This is a genomic window from Saccharolobus solfataricus, assembly GCF_900079115.1.
In the GTDB taxonomy this organism is placed as follows: Archaea; Thermoproteota; Thermoprotei_A; order Sulfolobales; family Sulfolobaceae; genus Saccharolobus; species Saccharolobus solfataricus.
Genome location: NZ_LT549890.1, coordinates 41,234 through 57,335 on the forward strand (window position 1 = coordinate 41,234; position 16,102 = coordinate 57,335).

Genomic DNA, 16,102 nt, shown 5'->3' on the forward strand with positions numbered 1-16,102 from the left:
TTAAAGTGGATAGGAAAGAAAAATTTGAACTTTATTGGGTTATATATGTAATTGTACTATTCGCAATAGTAATAGGTGCGACTGCACCTGCAGTATATACCGTAGGAGGCGATTTGTCCTCTGTCCAAGCTGGGATTATAATTCCAAACACCGCCGTTAATGAGGGAAAGGTCATACAAGGTACATTATATGCTTATCAGTATTATTTCGCCATAAAAGAAAATGGAGGGAGTATTACTTCTAACGAGCTAGGAAGTCCGTATTATTATAACATAATGGTAGCACATCCCGGCCAATATATTAACTTAACTATGTATGCTGCACCACACATGGCTACTGCTAATTTCTACTACCCAGATTACGCTACACACGTCGATGATGTTCAGATAGTTCCTGGTCTAGTTCAGTATGCACCAGTAGTGGTTCCTAATATTAGCGGTGCTTTTGCCTTTCTAAACGGTGAGTATAATGGTCCTTGGTTTAGTTATCAAGAAGGATTATTATTAGTACTACCCTATCAAGGATATATGAGCCAAACTGACGTTAGTAAGTACATTACGCAAACCCATTTGGCCCAAACAAGTACTCTGGTTGGCGATCCGTATAATCCCCCTATTGTAGTTTATAATACCACAATGACTCCAACAGTTGATCTTGTTGCGGATCAATATGCAATATTTAATAATTCTGTTCCCGGTCCAACAGCAGTAGTGCTAGCTAACTCCAATGTGACCGTAAACATGTATATTCCAACTCCTAATAGTGATCATAACTTCCTGTACAACTATTCCACCAGTGGTACCCCCTATCCAGTGAGAAATGTTTACATAGGCATTTACGCAGTGTGGTGGAATGGTAGTATAACATTAGTAAAGCAAGTTCCCATACAATATGATAAGACGATAACTTTCACTTTTACAGCCAATGCGCCGGCTTATCTATATGGTTTAATCACTCCAGTTTACTATAATTATAATTTCATGAATATGTCTAATACTCTAACCGGAGAACAATACGGATATGTAATGGGATTATGGGGTACAATTTTGGTTGAACAAGGGTGATGAATATGGTTAGCTTCTTTAAGTTATTAGGTATAGGGTATATATTAGCAATTGCATTATTAGTGTGGGAGCTAACTGAGGAAACGCTTCACGCTGCAGCTACTAGCTATATTTTACCATTTACAATTGGTGCCTTTATAGGGTTTATATCATTCTTTCTGTTCGTCTATTTTGCACCCGAAGAAGAACATAAATAATTGAAGGTAATTTCTTTTTTTAATTATTTTTGATTATCATCATACAGAGTAAAACTTTTTAAGCTAAACTAACTTAGTATATATTAGTGAGATAATATGCAACGAATTGATAAGTCCATGGCTATAAGTGGAATTGTAATACTGAGTCTTTCACTTATAATGCTACTAATGGCAATATTCTCATCCTCAATGTTAGCGTGGCTTGCACCGGAACCTAGATACTATATACCAACTTTAGGTTTTATAATATCTTCATTTTTGCTAGCTTGTTGTAAGACTACTAGTAAATAAAGAGACAAAATTCTTGTATATTTTCTCCTCAATTTCTATTTCTTCAATCCTTTTTAATAGACTAATTTGCTTAACAACAATTTTCACGGTACATGGTTTATTTCTACTCATTTTTTCAGGACCCATAAACGGTGAATCAGTCTCTGTAAGGATGAAATCTAAAGGAATTTCCTTAGCAACTTTTTGTCTAACCTTATCCCTTACTATTATTGGAGGAATTGATATTAATCCGCCGTACTCAATTACCTTATTGGCTATCTTAACGCTTCCTTCAAAACTGTGTATCACAAATCTAATCCTATAGGAGTTAATTATTTCCAAGAAATCTTTCATTCCTCCTCTTATATGGATTATTACTGGTTTGTTTTCTTTTTCGGCTATTTGCAAAAATTTCTCCAGAACTTCTATTTGTTTTTTCCTAAGATCCTCGTCTTTTATCCAAAAGTAATCTAAACCGACTTCACTTATTATCTTCCCATACCTAGTTAATTCCAAACACTTATCAATCTCATTAACCTTATCCTTTACAAATTCTGGATGAAAACCTATTGCTGGAATAATATTCTTATATTTTTTAGCTAGCTCCAGTGTATGTAAATTACTTTGGAAATCGACACCAGCATTCACTATTAATATTTGGCATTCATTTATTACGAATTCCCTATCCATGTCAAATTCCTTTACATCAATATGAGCATGGGAATCTACTAACATTAAGGAAAAAGAGAAAAAAATACTTAAAAAATTACTTCCAAGGTTCTTTCAATAACTGTATTTTTACTACTCCCTCACTTTCATCAAAAGTTACCTTTACTAGATCTCCCTCTTTAATCTGGAACTTCTGTCTCACTTTGGCTGGAATCGTTACTTGATAGTTTCTTGATACTTTTACTATTTCTTCTACTGCCATTCTATTCACCATAATACTCTATTACTTATCTAATATATAAATCTTACTCAGATTTGTAAATAATAGATACTAGTACATAAGTGAGAATGATGTAGTAATGCTTTATATCCAAAGTATATTAGTAATACTTAATAGTAACTATTTTTGTATAATACTTGCATTAGAGGTTTATAGATTCAATAGTTACCTTACTATGGTTGGAAAAAATTTTTATATGTGACTTGTTAGATTCTTTATTAGTGAGATAAATGTCTGAAACCCAATTAAGTGAGGGCACAAGAATAAAGTTACCATCTGGAAAGGATGCTGGTCTAGTAGATATTTTGTCATTTTGCTACGGTCTATCAGAAACTGATGTTACAGTACTACTTGCACTAATGAAAGGCGATGCCAGAGGTACTGAAGAATTAGAAAGTGATCTTAAGCTTTCTAAGGCTTCGATCAATAGAAGTCTAAATAAGCTACTTGAAATGGGATTAGTAATGAGGATAAAGGAGCCAGGTAATAAGGCTGGAAGACCAAGGTATTTGTACAAGGCAAGGGATTACGCTGAGCTTAAAGGTAAGATGCTTAGCGATATAAAGGATTGCGCAGATAAGATGGCACAACTAGTTGAAAAGGAATTCAAGCCATTGTAATTTTTTCAAGATTTCTCTATTTTTAGTACTTTAGATTTAAAAGCTTTAATATAATAGTGAATATTAATGTTTTGGCATAGGAGAAGAGGGTTAAAGTGGCTTATATTATACGTCTTATCTAAGGGTCCAATGACAGGTGCTCAAATTATGGATGAGATAGAGAAGACAAGTCATGGTATGTGGAGACCATCTCCGGGTTCTATCTATCCTGCATTAGACGCTCTGGAATCTGAGGGTTTAATAAGGATTAGCAGAGTCGATGGATGGAAAAAATATTATGAGTTAACAGAAGAGGGTAGAAAAGCTATAGGAGCTATGTCAGAGGAGGATAAAATCAAAGAAGCAATAGAACAATTGGAGTTCTCCGCTAGATACATAGTCGAGAATCTAGAGAAATTAAATGACGAAGATAAGCGAAAAGTGAAAAATATATTGGACGAATTAAGTAAAGTTATGCGATAGATTTTTATTTGATAAGTTATATTTACTATCAATATGCCTATTGAAGTTTATGAGTATGACAAATACATTTTATTGAAATTTTATCAAGCTGATAATAGATACAATCTATTTAATGTTGAGTTTATGACACAGATGATAGATGTTTTATCGGCAATCAATGAGAACAAGGGAAAAAGATTTCTCGTCATTAGAGGAGAAGATAACTTTGGTGCAGGTGCAGATATAAGAGAATTAATTAAAGCCTCTAATGATAGTGAATTTGCAGTTACATTCTTTACCTATATGAGGGAAGTATTTCATAAGATGCTTGATTTAAATAAAATAGTTATTTCTCAAGTGAAAAAAATAGCCTATGGAGCTTCTATGGAATTATTGTTATTCTCAGATTACGTGATATCAGAAAAAAAGGCAATGTTTGCAACACCGGGTGTGAAAATAGGCGTATTTCCCCCAGTTCTCTCATCAGTTGGCCATTTTATATTAGGCTATAATAACGTTAAGAGAATTGCAATGAAAGGTGATGTTATTGATACAAATGAGGCTAAATCTATTGGCCTAGTACATATTATTGACGACGACTTAGACAAGGCAACTTTAGATTTAATAGAAGAACTATCGACCCTTGCGCCTTCTGCAACATTGTATATAAAAAGAAATATGTTGAGGACATTTAGAAATTATATTGATAAAGCCTTTGATGATCTTATTGTACAAATCCAGAGTGAGGAGGCAAGAGAGGGGCTGTTAAGCTTTCTTAATAAGACTAATCCTCCTTGGATTTAGCTAATTTCCCTTAACCTTAAAAGTCGCCCTCCCGCATAAAGGAAGACTATAGTAAAGAGGAAGACTATAGAGACCAGTATGGGATTAGGTGATATACCATATACTATCAGATCTCTTATAATTGTTATGATTACAGATAATGGTTGATATTCAACGAATATTCTTACTATTGGCGGATATACGTTAGGAGGAAAGAACGCATTACTTAAGAACATCAGCGGAAATACTAGAACATTAGCCACTATCTCCGAAAGAAATATTTTATCCTTTGGTGTCAATCCGTAGATTATAGCTCCTAGACCGCCAAACAGTAAAGTTGCAATTACTAAAAATCCAAGAAATTCTATGCCTATTATTGGTATAAAACCAAATAGAATTCCTAAAATTATTACTGCAGTTGTGGAAATTAATGTTATAATTATCACGTAGATTATTAGCGAGATCACCCATTCATAACTCTTTAACGGCGATGTAGCTAATCTTTCGATTATTCTATCCCTAAAATAACTAGCAGAAACTCCTATCGTACTAAGTATTCCATTAGAGAGTGAGATTATTCCTATTATTCCGGATATTAAGTAATTATAATAAGTATAATTTGATATCTGTAAAACTGTAAAATCGTATGTGTTATTTACCTTTTGATAGTACTGCTCAATGACCGATTCCAATACTGGTACGAACTCCTGATTTTGCTTGCTAGTATATATTGTAAAGCTAGACCCATTCGATATAACGTAAATATAGTCATGTTCAGCTGCGTATTTTAGACTTACGTTAGTTACTCCTTGGAATATTTCTGTAGAATTCAGATACTTTGCTAGACCATAATTTCCTTCTACAGCGACAGTAACGTGAAAATAGCTACTAAATCCTCCAAATACAAGACCAAATAGTAGTGTTATGATAATAGGAAAGACGATAATCCAGAAGATTACAAATCTATTTCTTAAATTATCCTTAACTAATGCAGAAACAGTTAGTAATATCCTATTCATTGTTCTCACTATCTTCTAAAGACTTAATTAATTCTAGATAAGCGTCTTCTAAATTAGTAGCCTTAAATTCTGCCATTATTTCGTCTGCTGTTGAGACTTTTATTAATTTGCCTCCATATAGTATCGCAACTCTATCCGATAGCTTTTGCGCTTCATCTAGATAATGCGTTGTTAGGAAGATTGTTACTCCCTTATTTTTCATCATCTTTATAATTTCCCAAAATCCTCTTCTAGCCTTAGGATCTAGACCCACAGTTGGTTCATCCAAAAATAAAATTTCTTGGCTTCCTGCAAATGCAGATGCAATTCCTACTCTTCGTACATAACCCCCAGATAAATATCTTAGTTTCTGATTTTTTACCTTTTCTAAATCTAATAATGAAATTAATTCATCAACTTGCGTTTCCTTCCCATTATATAATTTGACAAAATACTCTATATTCTCCCTTACAGTCAAATCTAAAAATCCTTGATAGTCTTGTGGCATTACCCCAATCCTTTCTCTAATCTTTCCACACTCATTCGGTACCTTATATCCGATTACCTTAACCTCTCCCCTAGTTGGCTTTAGCACACAAGAGAGTATTTTCACAGTTGTTGTCTTCCCTGCTCCATTTGGCCCGAGCAATGAAAATATTTCGCCTTTATAAACTGTAAACGAGATCCCCCTTAATACTTCTTTATCCTTGTATTCTTTATATAAGTCCTTAACCTCAACTATAACATTAGTCATATATGCTAATTATTTCATAATAGTTAATGTGAATTTCGGTAAAGTTCCTATCAATAAATTTATTTATAATTTACCAATAGGGGACTGTCTCACTTGCCCATCCATAGGTGAGGACGCTGCAGTTCTTGAGGCTAAAGACAAATATTTGATAGTACATTCAGATCCAATTACGGAGGCTAAGAGTGACAGTGGCTTTCTTTCAATTGCGGTTGCATGTAACGATATAAATATGAAAGGGGCTCAATGCAGATGGGTAAATAGTATCATTTTACTTTCAGATATTTCACACTTAAATGCTACAATTTCTGCAATATCAGAAGCGTGTAACTTAATAGGCTGTAAAGTTGTAGGTGGCCATACAGAGGTCTCGGATAAAGTTAAACAAGACATTATAATTACTACTGCAATTGGTGTTTCTAATAAGTTCTTGAGTTATAAGAATGTAAAAGAGGGCATGAAAGTTGTACTGGTCGGCAGTCCTGGAATAGAAGGAACGTGGATCTTGGCTAAAGATTATGACCAGTTGTTGTTAGAAAAAGGTATAAGCAGGGAGATTATCGAAAAGGCAAAGGAGTTTAAGAAGGATATAGTAGTTCAACCGAAGGCTTTAAGTATTTTAGATTACGTGGTTGCAATGCACGATGCTACTGAAGGAGGAATAATGCAAGCGATGCTTGAGGTCGCAAAAGCCAGTGGTTATACTGTTTCGATTAATTTAGATAAGATTGTGTTGAGACGTGAGACGAAAATTATAACTAAAGCGTTAAACATTGATCCTTTAAGATTAATCTCTTCTGGGTCTTTTATCGCAGTATCTAACACTCCGGAAAAGATTCTTGAGAGGATAAGTGAGGCATATATAATAGGTGAGATAAAAAGAGGAGATCCGGTTTTAGAGATTAAAGGTGTTGGAACATTTAATCAAGATTTCGAGGAGGAATTGGTCAAGTTTGAAAGTAATTATCTTGGCTGGGGGAAGGGGTAAAAGAATAACGCTATTTAAACCGTTCTTAGTAGTTTGCGGTAAACCGCTAATTTCATGGGCTTTTGACGCGGTAAATAAGTTATCTGACAAGGTATATTTAGGCATTAACCAATCCCATCCGTTGTTCACAATATTTAAGCATTCCATTTTCAAAATATTTCCTACTCCAGATATTTCTTATGAAAACGATGTCAAATACGTGGTTGAGAGTTTAGGGCCACCAATCTTAGTTTTGCCTGTTGATATTGCATTTATTAACAATAATATTATAAATAATTTGATTGAGAGATGTGCTGTCGATATGTGTACTCTCAAAAGTTATGGTAGCTATCTCGGTGTCACATATTGGACCGGACTAAATTTTTCAAATTATACTGATATTGAAGTAAAGGAGAAGCTATATAACATAAATACTTGGGAAGATTATATTAAAGCCAATAAGGAGTGTAATATACTTTGAAAAGAATAATCATCCTTTCGCCTTTTAGAGGGCTTTTTAGATCTCTATTATATTTTTTGTTAGGCCTCATTATGGCGTTAATATCAGCAGGATATTTTTCCCAACTTTTTTCGATAGTTGGAATAAATAGAGATATTGCAATAATTATTTCAATAACTATTTCATTTCTAAGTCTATTCAGTAGCCCTTTTAACTTGGTTTTAACAGAAGTGAAAAAGGAGGCTATTGCAATTGAGGAAGATGTTGTATTTTTCTTTGGTTTTCCCATATTTATACCGCGTATATCAAGACAAAATATGAACACATTAATTGCTGTAAATCTAGGCGGAGCTCTTATCCCATTGGGAGTTTCCTTATTTTTAATGTATGAATTGCAAGCTTATATTGTATATTTTATAATAAATATAATAGTAGTAATTATTGTGTCAAAACTCTTTTCTAGGGTAATTAGAGGTGTTGGAGTTATAATGCATCCCATAATACCTAGCATATTTTCAGTAATAAGCAGTTATGTTCTTTTCTATAAGCTTCATATTCTCATACCCTTATCTGCGTATATTGGAAGCGTACTAGGGACGTTAATAGGTGCTGATTTACTTAACTTGAGAAGAATTATTAATGAGGCCAGACCACAAGTTATAAGTATAGGTGGGATGGGTACATTTGATGGTATATTCGTATCTGGTATCATATCCGTATTTATAAGTGAACTTCTAGTTATTATTTAAAATACTTTTGCTCCAAATTCTGCTCAATAATACATCACTTACAAAAAGATAAGACAGATAGTCTCAGATATTTCTTTTAATTTTTATAGTAGATGGCCTCACTTAGATTTCGAACTGATAAAGAGACCATTTAAAGTATAGAGGACGTTAGTATGTCTGCCTTAGATTTATCTCTATCAAATAGAGTAAATCATTTATAGCCATTAGAAACTATTATAGAAGGGGGCCGTAGTCTAGCCTGGACTAGGACGCCAGGCTTGGGCCCTGGTGATCGCGGGTTCAAATCCCGCCGGCCCCACTTACGGGGCTTGAAATTATGACAAAGGATATCGTAAAAAAGCTTGTTATTAATTCGATGAAAAGAGTGAAGATTGGTATATTTTACCTTGAGAACGATATGATAGAAGAGGCTCGTAAAGAAATCCAAAAATCTTGGAGGCAAATAATGTCAGCACTCTTGATACTAAACTTGTATAATGCGGAGGAAAAACAATTCACACACTATAACGTTCCTAGATCAAAGATTTTTAGTGTATCGAAGTCGTTAGAAGATAAAGGTTATAGAGACCTTATTAAAATCTCCTCAATGTACTTTTCATCACTACAAGAATTACCAAAAAGTGAGATAAAGATTCTTATAACCGTGTTTATTAAAGAAGAAATAGAACACATTAAGGAATGGTTTAAGGCAATATGGGATGAGAAATTAGATGACGAATTAAACGAGATAAAAAAAGAAAAGCAATGGCTAATACAATCCTAATAAAACTTTTACTTTGACGTTAACTAAAGATAACTTTTTAATCCATTATTAGTATTTTTATCACGCCGGAGTAGCTCAGTTGGCAGAGCGCCCGGCTGTTATGCCGGGTGCAGAAACCGGGTGGTCGGAGGTTCGAGTCCTCCCTCCGGCGCTATTCTAGAAGTTCGTCACTAGAAATTCGATACGAAAATAAATCAACACGTAAAGTATGTTTTATGCAAAATCATGTCTAATTGAGATCACGAATCTTTATGGGAGTCTATGATCCTCTGGATTGTCCATAAATGAGAGATATGAACAATAATCGATGATGGGATCGCTGGAGGAGAAGGGAATCGGTCTTATTTATCGGTTCTTGTTTTACAATCTTGGGCATGAAAATCTTCATATCTACTTTCTTTCACCTTTCTCTAAAATTCAAGACCAATTGCCAATAAATATCACAAATTAACTATAAAGATTTATATGCGCCGAGGGCGGGATTTGAACCCGCGTGGGGAGGATCCCCAGCGGCTTAGCAGGCCGCCGCCCTACCTGGCTAGGCGACCTCGGCACTACTTTAATAGTATACTTTATCCCTTTTTATGCTTTATGGGGCCAGACCCCCTACCCCATGGCCTACCTATCTATAGGTTTACCCCAGTTTCACTCTGGCTGTTGACCAGCGAACGCTGGCGTCCAGGCACGGCTGCTCCCTTCCGGGCCTCGCCGATTCCCCCAGCTATCATGGTACTTTCTCTCCCTCCGGAGAGAAAGCCCATGACCGCCAAGCCCCGCTGGGCAGCCTTCATCGCTCCACTGGGACCTACAGATAGGAGACACCATAGGGTAGGAGTTACTGGTGCCCGCATTACGCCTTGCGGGTAATAGGGATTGGCGAGATCCCCCACCCTCCCTGACCCCATCTTTATATATATCCTTATTATTTTTAAGAGTATTGATAAAGGTCAAGAGTTTACTATATTACTATTGTTGTAGTTTGTAGAATTACTGCTATTACTGCAAATATTGCCTCCATTCCCCATAAAATTATAACTACTTGATACTCCTTAAATCGACCCATTTTCATTACTATATGTGTTAATGAATGAGGTTTTTCATCCCAATATAATCTACCGCTAGAGTCTACTTTGCCAAATGATACTCCCTTGAAGTTAGTTCTTAGCTTCAATATAAATTCCACGACGTATGGTATGTAGAGAATTGCTAATGCCGTGTACATGAAGCCGGCAATTCCTATAGCTCCTATCAATGCTCCTATGAAGTATGTACCAACATTTCCTGGAAATATTTTCGCAGGATATTTATTAAATATGAGAAATGCCGATAGTGAAAAAATTGCTGAAAGCGCTATTAAGCCAGCTTGATATGTGGGACCGGTGTGCGTTAGCCCTATATAAGCCAGTGCGGATAGCATTATTATTCCCATACCTACACCTAATCCGTTTAGACCTTCTAACATATTAAAGGCGTTAGATGTTATAGTTAGCGCAAATGGTATTATTATAATATAATAGAATATTCCGAAATTTATTGGTCCTAAAAACGGAATTGATATTATGGAATGCCCGACACTGTAAACTATTAGTGGAACTGATGCGAAAATTGGCAAGAAAGCCCTTACTGATTGTCTAACGTTAAATATATCGTCCAATAGTCCAAGAAACGCTATAAGTAGTGAGGAGAGTATTACGGCGGGAATAACTCTTTCACTCCTTACATCAGTTAATAATAAGGAGAAAGATCCGGCTATAAATCCAGCTATTATACCTATCCCACCCAATAATGGTATTTCTGGCTTATCTGGTTTATTTATATCCTTACCTACGAATCTACTCTTTTTAGCTTGTCTTATTACCCAGACCGTTGTAATATAGCTTATGAAAAAGGAAATTAAAATTGGGAGTAGTATTGCAAGTATTCTCATTTACTTTCTCCTTTGAATGGTAAACTGTGCTAGATACTTTAAAGCCTTTTCAGCAGTTTTATTAGAAACAGGAATTTCACGTAAGTTTTCTATTGCAAGATCCGAGTATTTTTTAGCTAAATCGTATGCATATTGTAATGAATGTTTTCTTATTATTTCCGAGGCTCTTTCTAGATCTTCTTTTTTAGCTTCCTTGTTACCAAGTGTTGAAACCAGAATTTTCTTCTCATCTTCAGTAGCTTCACTTAAAGTTTTTATAACTAGAATTGTCTTCTTACCTTCCCTAATATCACTATAAATCGGTTTCCCTAGTTCCTTTTCATCTCCAATAATTCCTAGGATATCATCTACTATTTGGAACGATATACCCAAATTTAATCCATATTCGGTTAATTTTTTAACCACATCATCATTAGCCTTATTAATTATACCACCTAACGCTGCAGAGCATGAAAACAGCATCGCGGTCTTTCCTTTTATCATTTGTATATACTCTTCCTCAGTTACGTCAAGTCTGTTCTCAAATGACATATCCATTGCTTGACCTTCAGATATTATCTCAATAGAAGTGATAAATATAGAAAATGCCTTATAAAAAGTATTGCCGTCAAGACCCTTTAGTGCCTCATTTAAGGCTTCAAAAGCCTTTGCGTGTAAGTAATCCCCCGCAAGTATTGCCATTGGTTCACCCCACTTTACATGAACAGTTGGTAATCCTCTTCTCAGACCATCGTTGTCCATAATATCATCGTGGACTAGAGTAAAATTGTGAAGAATTTCTACGGCTGCAGCTGCCTTGTATGCCCTTTCTCTGTCCCCGCCAATTAAGTCTGAAGATGAAACCAACACTAATGGTCTAAGTCTTTTACCTCCTGCTGTAAATAAATGAAATGATGCTTCCTCAAGCGTCTTAAAATTGCTCTTTACAAAATTTTTTATCCGAAAATTTACATTGTTAACTATCTCGTTAAAATATAAACTTAGATCATCACTACTCATTTTATTCTCTCTTTCTAACTTTCTCGTATATAGATAAATTTATCCCCCTATATTCAGCCCACTCTTTAAGTTTACCCAAAATTACAATACTACTCCTCTTTAGTGCCTCAACGTTTTTAGAACCAGTAAGCATCATGGTTGCCTTCAATTCAAATATTATCTTCCTAAAGAACTGTTCTAAACTTTCTTTACCTTCTATTGCACTTTTAAGTACCGGTAAAGCCATACCAGCAATATCAGCCCCTAGCGCTATAGCCTTAGCTGCATCTAACCCACTCCTAATACCACCACTACCCACTAGGAAAGCATCAGGAATTGAATATCTTACCTCAATTATCGAAGCCGCCGTCGGCACACCCCAGTCAAGGAAGTTTTTTGCGCTTTCTGCCTTCCAATTTCCCCTTCTAATATCCCTTATCATCTCTATCGCTATCCAATTAGTACCGCCTTGCCCAGAAGTATCAAAATTCTTTATACCATAACTATAAAGAAGCTTTGCAGTTTCCATGGAAATACCATTTCCACTTTCTTTTACTATAATTGGTACAGATAGCTCCTTAGATATATCCCTCAGTCTCTCTAAAGCATAAATCTGATACTCTGGTTCGCCTTCTGGTTGAAATACTTCTTGAGCTGGATTCAAGTGAACGGCTATTGCATCAGCCTCTATCATTTGTATAGCATCTTGAAATTCCTTTAATCCATATCCCTTAACTAATTGTGGCATCCCCAAGTTAGCAATAATAGGTATCGTAGGAGCAACTTTTCTGACTATTGTAAAACTTTCCCTAGCCTCTGCCTTTTCTATTGCAACTCTTTGACTGCCTACCCCCATGGGTATTCCGAATTTCTCAGCAACCTCTGCTATAATCCTATTTATTCTTCCTAGTTCGTTCCTTCCACCCGTCATCCCAGTTACCATTATTGGCGCACTTATCTCTTTTCTAAAAAACTTTGTCTTGGTATTTATCTCACTGAACGATATACCGGGAAATCCTTGATGAACTAAAATTACATCATTTAAGAACGTTGACGAAGATAGACCGTCAACGTTTTCAAAAGCTGCAATTTCTACATGTTCAACTTTCCTATTTACTATATCAGGCATTCGGATTACCTCTTACTAAAGTACCTATATTATATCCCCTTAATGCTAAATATATATTTCCAGTTTTGCTACCATCAAAAATCAAAGCGTTTAAATTGTTTTCAAATATCTTTTTTATCTTAGAGAGTATTCCACCAGTGATATCATAATAATTCGTTTGCATTAATATACTGACCTCATCTATTCCCCTTAGCTCGCTTATGACTCCTCCACCTCTTCCTATAATTCCCGCCTTATCAATTGCGAAAAGTAATCTAGCATTAAGCCTCTTCGCAATGTCTATACTCATATCATCTGCAGAAATTATTGATCCATCAAATTTGACATCACCGTATATCAAAGGTACAAGGTCCTTCTCTAGTGCGCTCAATACAGCATCAAACGTGTAGAACTTTCCGGGAACGCTAATAGCCTTAATACCACTTTTTAAAAGATGTTTAGCCACTATGTAATTTAACTCTTGCATAGCTTCAGAAGTCCTCACAATCCTATTATCATCGAATATTGACGCCTCATAATGACCAAAACTACCACCACCATGCAATAGTATAATCTTTTTGTCAGGGTTCTCATTAACAAATTTCCTAATCTCCTCTGAAACTCTTCTTAGCACTTCTAATTTAACACACCTAGGAACGTCTTTACATGTTATTAAGCTTCCCCCTAATTTGAGAACTCTATAATCGTAACCCAATTCAGATCCCATATCCATTTCCAATTATTTATTTGCAAATATGGTAATGAATATATGGCGCTCCATAGTCCATTTTCAACTTCTATTAAATTTCTTGATTTACTCTCAATATATTCAACCGGAATAATGCCAGCTAGATGAACTAGTGAGTTATCTAAATATTTAGGATTATTATCAAAAGGATATGAGGAAATTATTTTTATTCTAATTGGTTCCAACTGAACCGTAATTGGTTCCTCACCATCTCTAAATAGAATAGGAGAGTTAAGTTGCAGTGAGGTTCTAAGTGCTTTAACCAAGAAGTTTTGAGGAAATATCGCTTCATCCACTAGGTGAAGTATTTCAAATCTCTCATCTTCACTAATTGGAATTCCACATCGCCTTATAGCGTCATTTGCTAGCTTATCAGTAATGTAAATATAGTATGAAGAGAAAGGAATCGACGAATCCCAATAAACCTCCTCTTTAATACACTCAAAACCTACTGCCTCATTGAATTGCATTATGAACTGTCTGATCGCCTCAGTATTTACAAAAATGTTTAATGGTTCTATAATTCCATCAAGCACTAGAATAGGATTATTTACTCCTTTAAGAGGGATTCCCAGAAACGGAACTTTAACTTCCAAACCGCGCTGCAAGATAACCCACAACTGAATCTTTAGGTCCCGAAGTATCACCAGAAGTTGCATGTTTTAAAATATAGGCTTTTTTACCTAACTTCTTAGCTAGAATTAGACTAACCATTATAGGACCATAACCGCATAAAGTAACATCCTTGCCTTCTACAACCTCATATAAACCTCTATAATCTAATTGCTGAATTTTTTCTATTGCTTCCTCGTCCTTTTTCATTGTAATTTCATGGGGGTCATAGTGATTCATATCACTACTAGCCAATACCACTATATCCTTATCCGAATACTTTTGTATAACCTTATAAATAGCATCTGCTAGGAATTCAGCAATCTCTGGCGTTTGCATCATAATAACAATTGGAACTATCTTAAAGTTATCATCAAAAAAGTATTGCAAAAAAGGTAATTGAACCTCAATTGAATGTTCGTATAAGTGTGACTTTTCTTCCAGATCTATTACTTCAGATTCCATAACTAATTGCATAAGAACCTCTTCATCTACTTTTACGCTACCTAATGGAGTTTCCCATTCTCCCTTAGGCCAAGCTGAAACATAAGAACCTAAACCAGTATGATTAGGACCTAATATTATCACAACGTCTGGCTTACCTTCTGAAGCTAAATAATAATATGAGTGAGCTGCAACTGGACCACTATAAATATATCCAGCATGTGGTACGATAAAAAATAAATTATCTCTTTTCTTCTTCTCGTAAGATTGTTTAGGAATATCTCTGGGACCTATATTGTGTCTGAATGACCATTCAATCTGCATTTTAAGTTTTTTAGGATCTGATTCATAAAAAGAACCTGCAACAGCTGGTAATCTCCTCATTGAACAAGCCTCATCTCGAACTCACTTACTGGTACTGCCAAATCACCATCTGGAGGAATTACTCTTCTTTCTCTGAGTATCTGCCTTGCTAATGCCCAATATAATAACGCCAACGATTTTCTGCCTTTATTATTAGCTGGTATTATGAGATCGATATAATCAATTTTAGCATCGGTATCAGCAAAAGCGACAATTGGTATTCCTACTTTAGCTGCTTCTTTTATTGCTTGAGTATCAGTTCTAGGATCGGAAACTAACAATACTTTCGGCTCTATATATGTTGACAAGTAGGGGTTTGTAAACGTTCCCGGTATTATTCTACCTACTAGCGCTCTAGATCCTACAACTTCTGCAAACTTTTGAACTGGCCTATATGCATAGGGTCTACTTGCTACCACAATTATGTCTTGTGGATCATACCTCGATAAGAACTTGGCCGCAATTCTTAATCTTTCATCTATCTTTCTAACATCCAATACATATAATCCTTCTGCTCGCACTCTATACACAAAACTCTCCATGTATTTAGTACAACTATGAGTGCCTATATGAACTCCAGCTGAAAGATATGTGTCTACTGGGACTAGTAATTCTATTATTGCACCTTTTTCGGATTTTCTTAATTCCTCTTTTTCTGCTTCAGTTAATTCTCCTCCTCTTTCTTCTTTTTCACTCAAATTGGTCACCTTCAAATTGGTCTAGTATAGTGGATTACTTCGTTAATTATATCTACGTGGGATAAAAGCATTCTTCTACAACAATATCTTTTTACTCCTAAATCATCAAGAACCTTTCCTGGATTCTCTCCAGCATTAACTCTCGTTATAAATGACTGCCATTTATCAGCAATCAATGAGCCACATGTAAAACATCTAATTGGGATTAACAT

Annotated in this window: 22 protein-coding genes, 3 tRNA genes and 1 other RNA gene; 12 read left to right on the plus strand and 14 right to left on the minus strand. The window is 35.3% G+C overall.

Annotated elements, in window-relative coordinates; genetic code table 11:
- Positions 1 to 5 precede the first annotated feature (5 nt).
- The 3 genes from SSOP1_RS00220 to SSOP1_RS16000 all read left to right on the plus strand — a co-directional run bounded on the left by SSOP1_RS00220 (position 6) and on the right by SSOP1_RS16000 (position 1,552).
- Complete coding sequence (locus tag SSOP1_RS00220; RefSeq protein WP_009992793.1) at positions 6 to 1,064, plus strand: hypothetical protein; 1,059 nt, start codon at positions 6 to 8, stop codon at positions 1,062 to 1,064.
- Positions 1,065 to 1,069: 5 nt separating this feature from the next.
- Positions 1,070 to 1,261, plus strand: coding sequence for a hypothetical protein (locus tag SSOP1_RS00225; RefSeq protein ID WP_009992792.1), 192 nt, complete (start codon positions 1,070 to 1,072; stop codon positions 1,259 to 1,261).
- A gap of 96 nt (positions 1,262 to 1,357) precedes the next feature.
- Positions 1,358 to 1,552, plus strand: coding sequence for a hypothetical protein (locus SSOP1_RS16000; RefSeq protein WP_014511479.1), 195 nt, complete (start codon positions 1,358 to 1,360; stop codon positions 1,550 to 1,552).
- Here SSOP1_RS16000 and SSOP1_RS00230 read toward each other — a convergent pair.
- Together SSOP1_RS00230 and SSOP1_RS00235 are read right to left on the minus strand one after the other, a co-directional pair.
- On the minus strand, positions 1,523 to 2,266 hold the full coding sequence (locus SSOP1_RS00230; protein ID WP_063492716.1) for a TatD family hydrolase: 744 nt from the start codon (positions 2,264 to 2,266) through the stop codon (positions 1,523 to 1,525). The two genes, SSOP1_RS16000 and SSOP1_RS00230, sit on opposite strands and share 30 nt — an antisense overlap.
- 31 nt (positions 2,267 to 2,297) lie before the next feature.
- Positions 2,298 to 2,462 (minus strand): AbrB/MazE/SpoVT family DNA-binding domain-containing protein, encoded by a 165-nt coding sequence (locus SSOP1_RS00235; protein ID WP_014511480.1) that lies wholly within the window; start codon positions 2,460 to 2,462, stop codon positions 2,298 to 2,300.
- A gap of 248 nt (positions 2,463 to 2,710) precedes the next feature.
- On the opposite strand from SSOP1_RS00235, the gene lrs14 reads away from it, so the two are divergent.
- The 3 genes from lrs14 (at position 2,711) to SSOP1_RS00250 (ending at position 4,345) form a co-directional block, all read left to right on the plus strand.
- A complete protein-coding gene (gene lrs14 / locus SSOP1_RS00240) occupies positions 2,711 to 3,100 on the plus strand; it encodes an Lrs14 family HTH-type transcriptional regulator (RefSeq protein ID WP_009988847.1) in 390 nt (129 codons plus the stop codon).
- A gap of 66 nt (positions 3,101 to 3,166) precedes the next feature.
- Positions 3,167 to 3,562, plus strand: a complete 396-nt coding sequence (locus tag SSOP1_RS00245; protein ID WP_009988848.1) for a PadR family transcriptional regulator — start codon at positions 3,167 to 3,169, stop codon at positions 3,560 to 3,562.
- A 33-nt stretch (positions 3,563 to 3,595) separates the two neighbouring features.
- The gene (locus SSOP1_RS00250; protein ID WP_009988849.1) at positions 3,596 to 4,345 is read left to right on the plus strand and encodes an enoyl-CoA hydratase/isomerase family protein; all 750 of its coding nucleotides are present in this window, start codon (positions 3,596 to 3,598) and stop codon (positions 4,343 to 4,345) included.
- Here SSOP1_RS00250 and SSOP1_RS00255 read toward each other — a convergent pair.
- Both SSOP1_RS00255 and SSOP1_RS00260 read right to left on the minus strand, forming a co-directional pair.
- Positions 4,342 to 5,343: an ABC transporter permease gene (locus tag SSOP1_RS00255; protein WP_009988850.1), complete on the minus strand. Its 1,002-nt coding sequence runs from the start codon at positions 5,341 to 5,343 to the stop codon at positions 4,342 to 4,344. The two genes, SSOP1_RS00250 and SSOP1_RS00255, sit on opposite strands and share 4 nt — an antisense overlap.
- The gene (locus SSOP1_RS00260; RefSeq protein ID WP_009988851.1) at positions 5,336 to 6,076 is read right to left on the minus strand and encodes an ABC transporter ATP-binding protein; all 741 of its coding nucleotides are present in this window, start codon (positions 6,074 to 6,076) and stop codon (positions 5,336 to 5,338) included. The genes SSOP1_RS00255 and SSOP1_RS00260 overlap by 8 nt, the downstream gene beginning before the upstream one ends.
- Positions 6,077 to 6,104: 28 nt before the next feature.
- Here SSOP1_RS00260 and SSOP1_RS00265 point away from each other — a divergent pair, with 28 nt between their 5' ends.
- The 6 genes from SSOP1_RS00265 to SSOP1_RS00290 all read left to right on the plus strand — a co-directional run bounded on the left by SSOP1_RS00265 (position 6,105) and on the right by SSOP1_RS00290 (position 9,163).
- On the plus strand, positions 6,105 to 7,061 hold the full coding sequence (locus tag SSOP1_RS00265) for an AIR synthase family protein (protein ID WP_009988854.1): 957 nt from the start codon (positions 6,105 to 6,107) through the stop codon (positions 7,059 to 7,061).
- Positions 7,027 to 7,521, plus strand: coding sequence for an NTP transferase domain-containing protein (locus SSOP1_RS00270; protein WP_009988855.1), 495 nt, complete (start codon positions 7,027 to 7,029; stop codon positions 7,519 to 7,521). The genes SSOP1_RS00265 and SSOP1_RS00270 overlap by 35 nt, the downstream gene beginning before the upstream one ends.
- Positions 7,518 to 8,249: a DUF1614 domain-containing protein gene (locus SSOP1_RS00275; protein WP_009988857.1), complete on the plus strand. Its 732-nt coding sequence runs from the start codon at positions 7,518 to 7,520 to the stop codon at positions 8,247 to 8,249. Before SSOP1_RS00270 ends, SSOP1_RS00275 begins: the two co-directional genes overlap by 4 nt.
- Positions 8,250 to 8,471: 222 nt before the next feature.
- Positions 8,472 to 8,547: transfer RNA gene (locus SSOP1_RS00280), tRNA-Pro, on the plus strand.
- Positions 8,548 to 8,565: 18 nt separating this feature from the next.
- The gene (locus tag SSOP1_RS00285; RefSeq protein ID WP_009988859.1) at positions 8,566 to 9,012 is read left to right on the plus strand and encodes a hypothetical protein; all 447 of its coding nucleotides are present in this window, start codon (positions 8,566 to 8,568) and stop codon (positions 9,010 to 9,012) included.
- A gap of 64 nt (positions 9,013 to 9,076) precedes the next feature.
- Positions 9,077 to 9,163, plus strand: a tRNA-Asn gene (locus SSOP1_RS00290).
- A gap of 317 nt (positions 9,164 to 9,480) precedes the next feature.
- Here SSOP1_RS00290 and SSOP1_RS00295 read toward each other — a convergent pair.
- From SSOP1_RS00295 to SSOP1_RS00340, 10 genes are all read right to left on the minus strand, one after another.
- A tRNA-Ser gene (locus tag SSOP1_RS00295) sits at positions 9,481 to 9,565 on the minus strand.
- Positions 9,566 to 9,606: 41 nt separating this feature from the next.
- Positions 9,607 to 9,914: signal recognition particle sRNA (ffs, locus tag SSOP1_RS00300), an RNA gene on the minus strand.
- A 56-nt stretch (positions 9,915 to 9,970) separates the two neighbouring features.
- Positions 9,971 to 10,939, minus strand: a complete 969-nt coding sequence (locus SSOP1_RS00305) for an MraY family glycosyltransferase (protein WP_009988861.1) — start codon at positions 10,937 to 10,939, stop codon at positions 9,971 to 9,973.
- Entirely contained in the window at positions 10,940 to 11,938 is a 999-nt protein-coding gene (gds, locus tag SSOP1_RS00310; protein ID WP_009988863.1) for a geranylgeranyl diphosphate synthase, read from the minus strand.
- 1 nt (position 11,939) lies between these two features.
- Positions 11,940 to 13,046, minus strand: coding sequence for a type 2 isopentenyl-diphosphate Delta-isomerase (gene fni / locus SSOP1_RS00315; RefSeq protein ID WP_009988866.1), 1,107 nt, complete (start codon positions 13,044 to 13,046; stop codon positions 11,940 to 11,942).
- Positions 13,039 to 13,758: an isopentenyl phosphate kinase gene (locus SSOP1_RS00320; protein WP_009988867.1), complete on the minus strand. Its 720-nt coding sequence runs from the start codon at positions 13,756 to 13,758 to the stop codon at positions 13,039 to 13,041. The genes fni and SSOP1_RS00320 overlap by 8 nt, the downstream gene beginning before the upstream one ends.
- Positions 13,710 to 14,432 carry a hypothetical protein gene (locus SSOP1_RS00325; protein ID WP_009988869.1) on the minus strand — a complete coding sequence of 241 codons (723 nt, stop codon included), beginning with the start codon at positions 14,430 to 14,432 and terminating at the stop codon, positions 13,710 to 13,712. The genes SSOP1_RS00320 and SSOP1_RS00325 overlap by 49 nt, the downstream gene beginning before the upstream one ends.
- Complete coding sequence (gene amrB, locus SSOP1_RS00330; RefSeq protein WP_009988870.1) at positions 14,359 to 15,213, minus strand: AmmeMemoRadiSam system protein B; 855 nt, start codon at positions 15,211 to 15,213, stop codon at positions 14,359 to 14,361. The genes SSOP1_RS00325 and amrB overlap by 74 nt, the downstream gene beginning before the upstream one ends.
- Positions 15,210 to 15,905, minus strand: coding sequence for a 30S ribosomal protein S2 (gene rpsB / locus SSOP1_RS00335; RefSeq protein ID WP_009988874.1), 696 nt, complete (start codon positions 15,903 to 15,905; stop codon positions 15,210 to 15,212). The genes amrB and rpsB overlap by 4 nt, the downstream gene beginning before the upstream one ends.
- The gene (locus SSOP1_RS00340) at positions 15,902 to 16,102 is read right to left on the minus strand and encodes a DNA-directed RNA polymerase subunit N (RefSeq protein ID WP_009988875.1); all 201 of its coding nucleotides are present in this window, start codon (positions 16,100 to 16,102) and stop codon (positions 15,902 to 15,904) included. Before SSOP1_RS00340 ends, rpsB begins: the two co-directional genes overlap by 4 nt.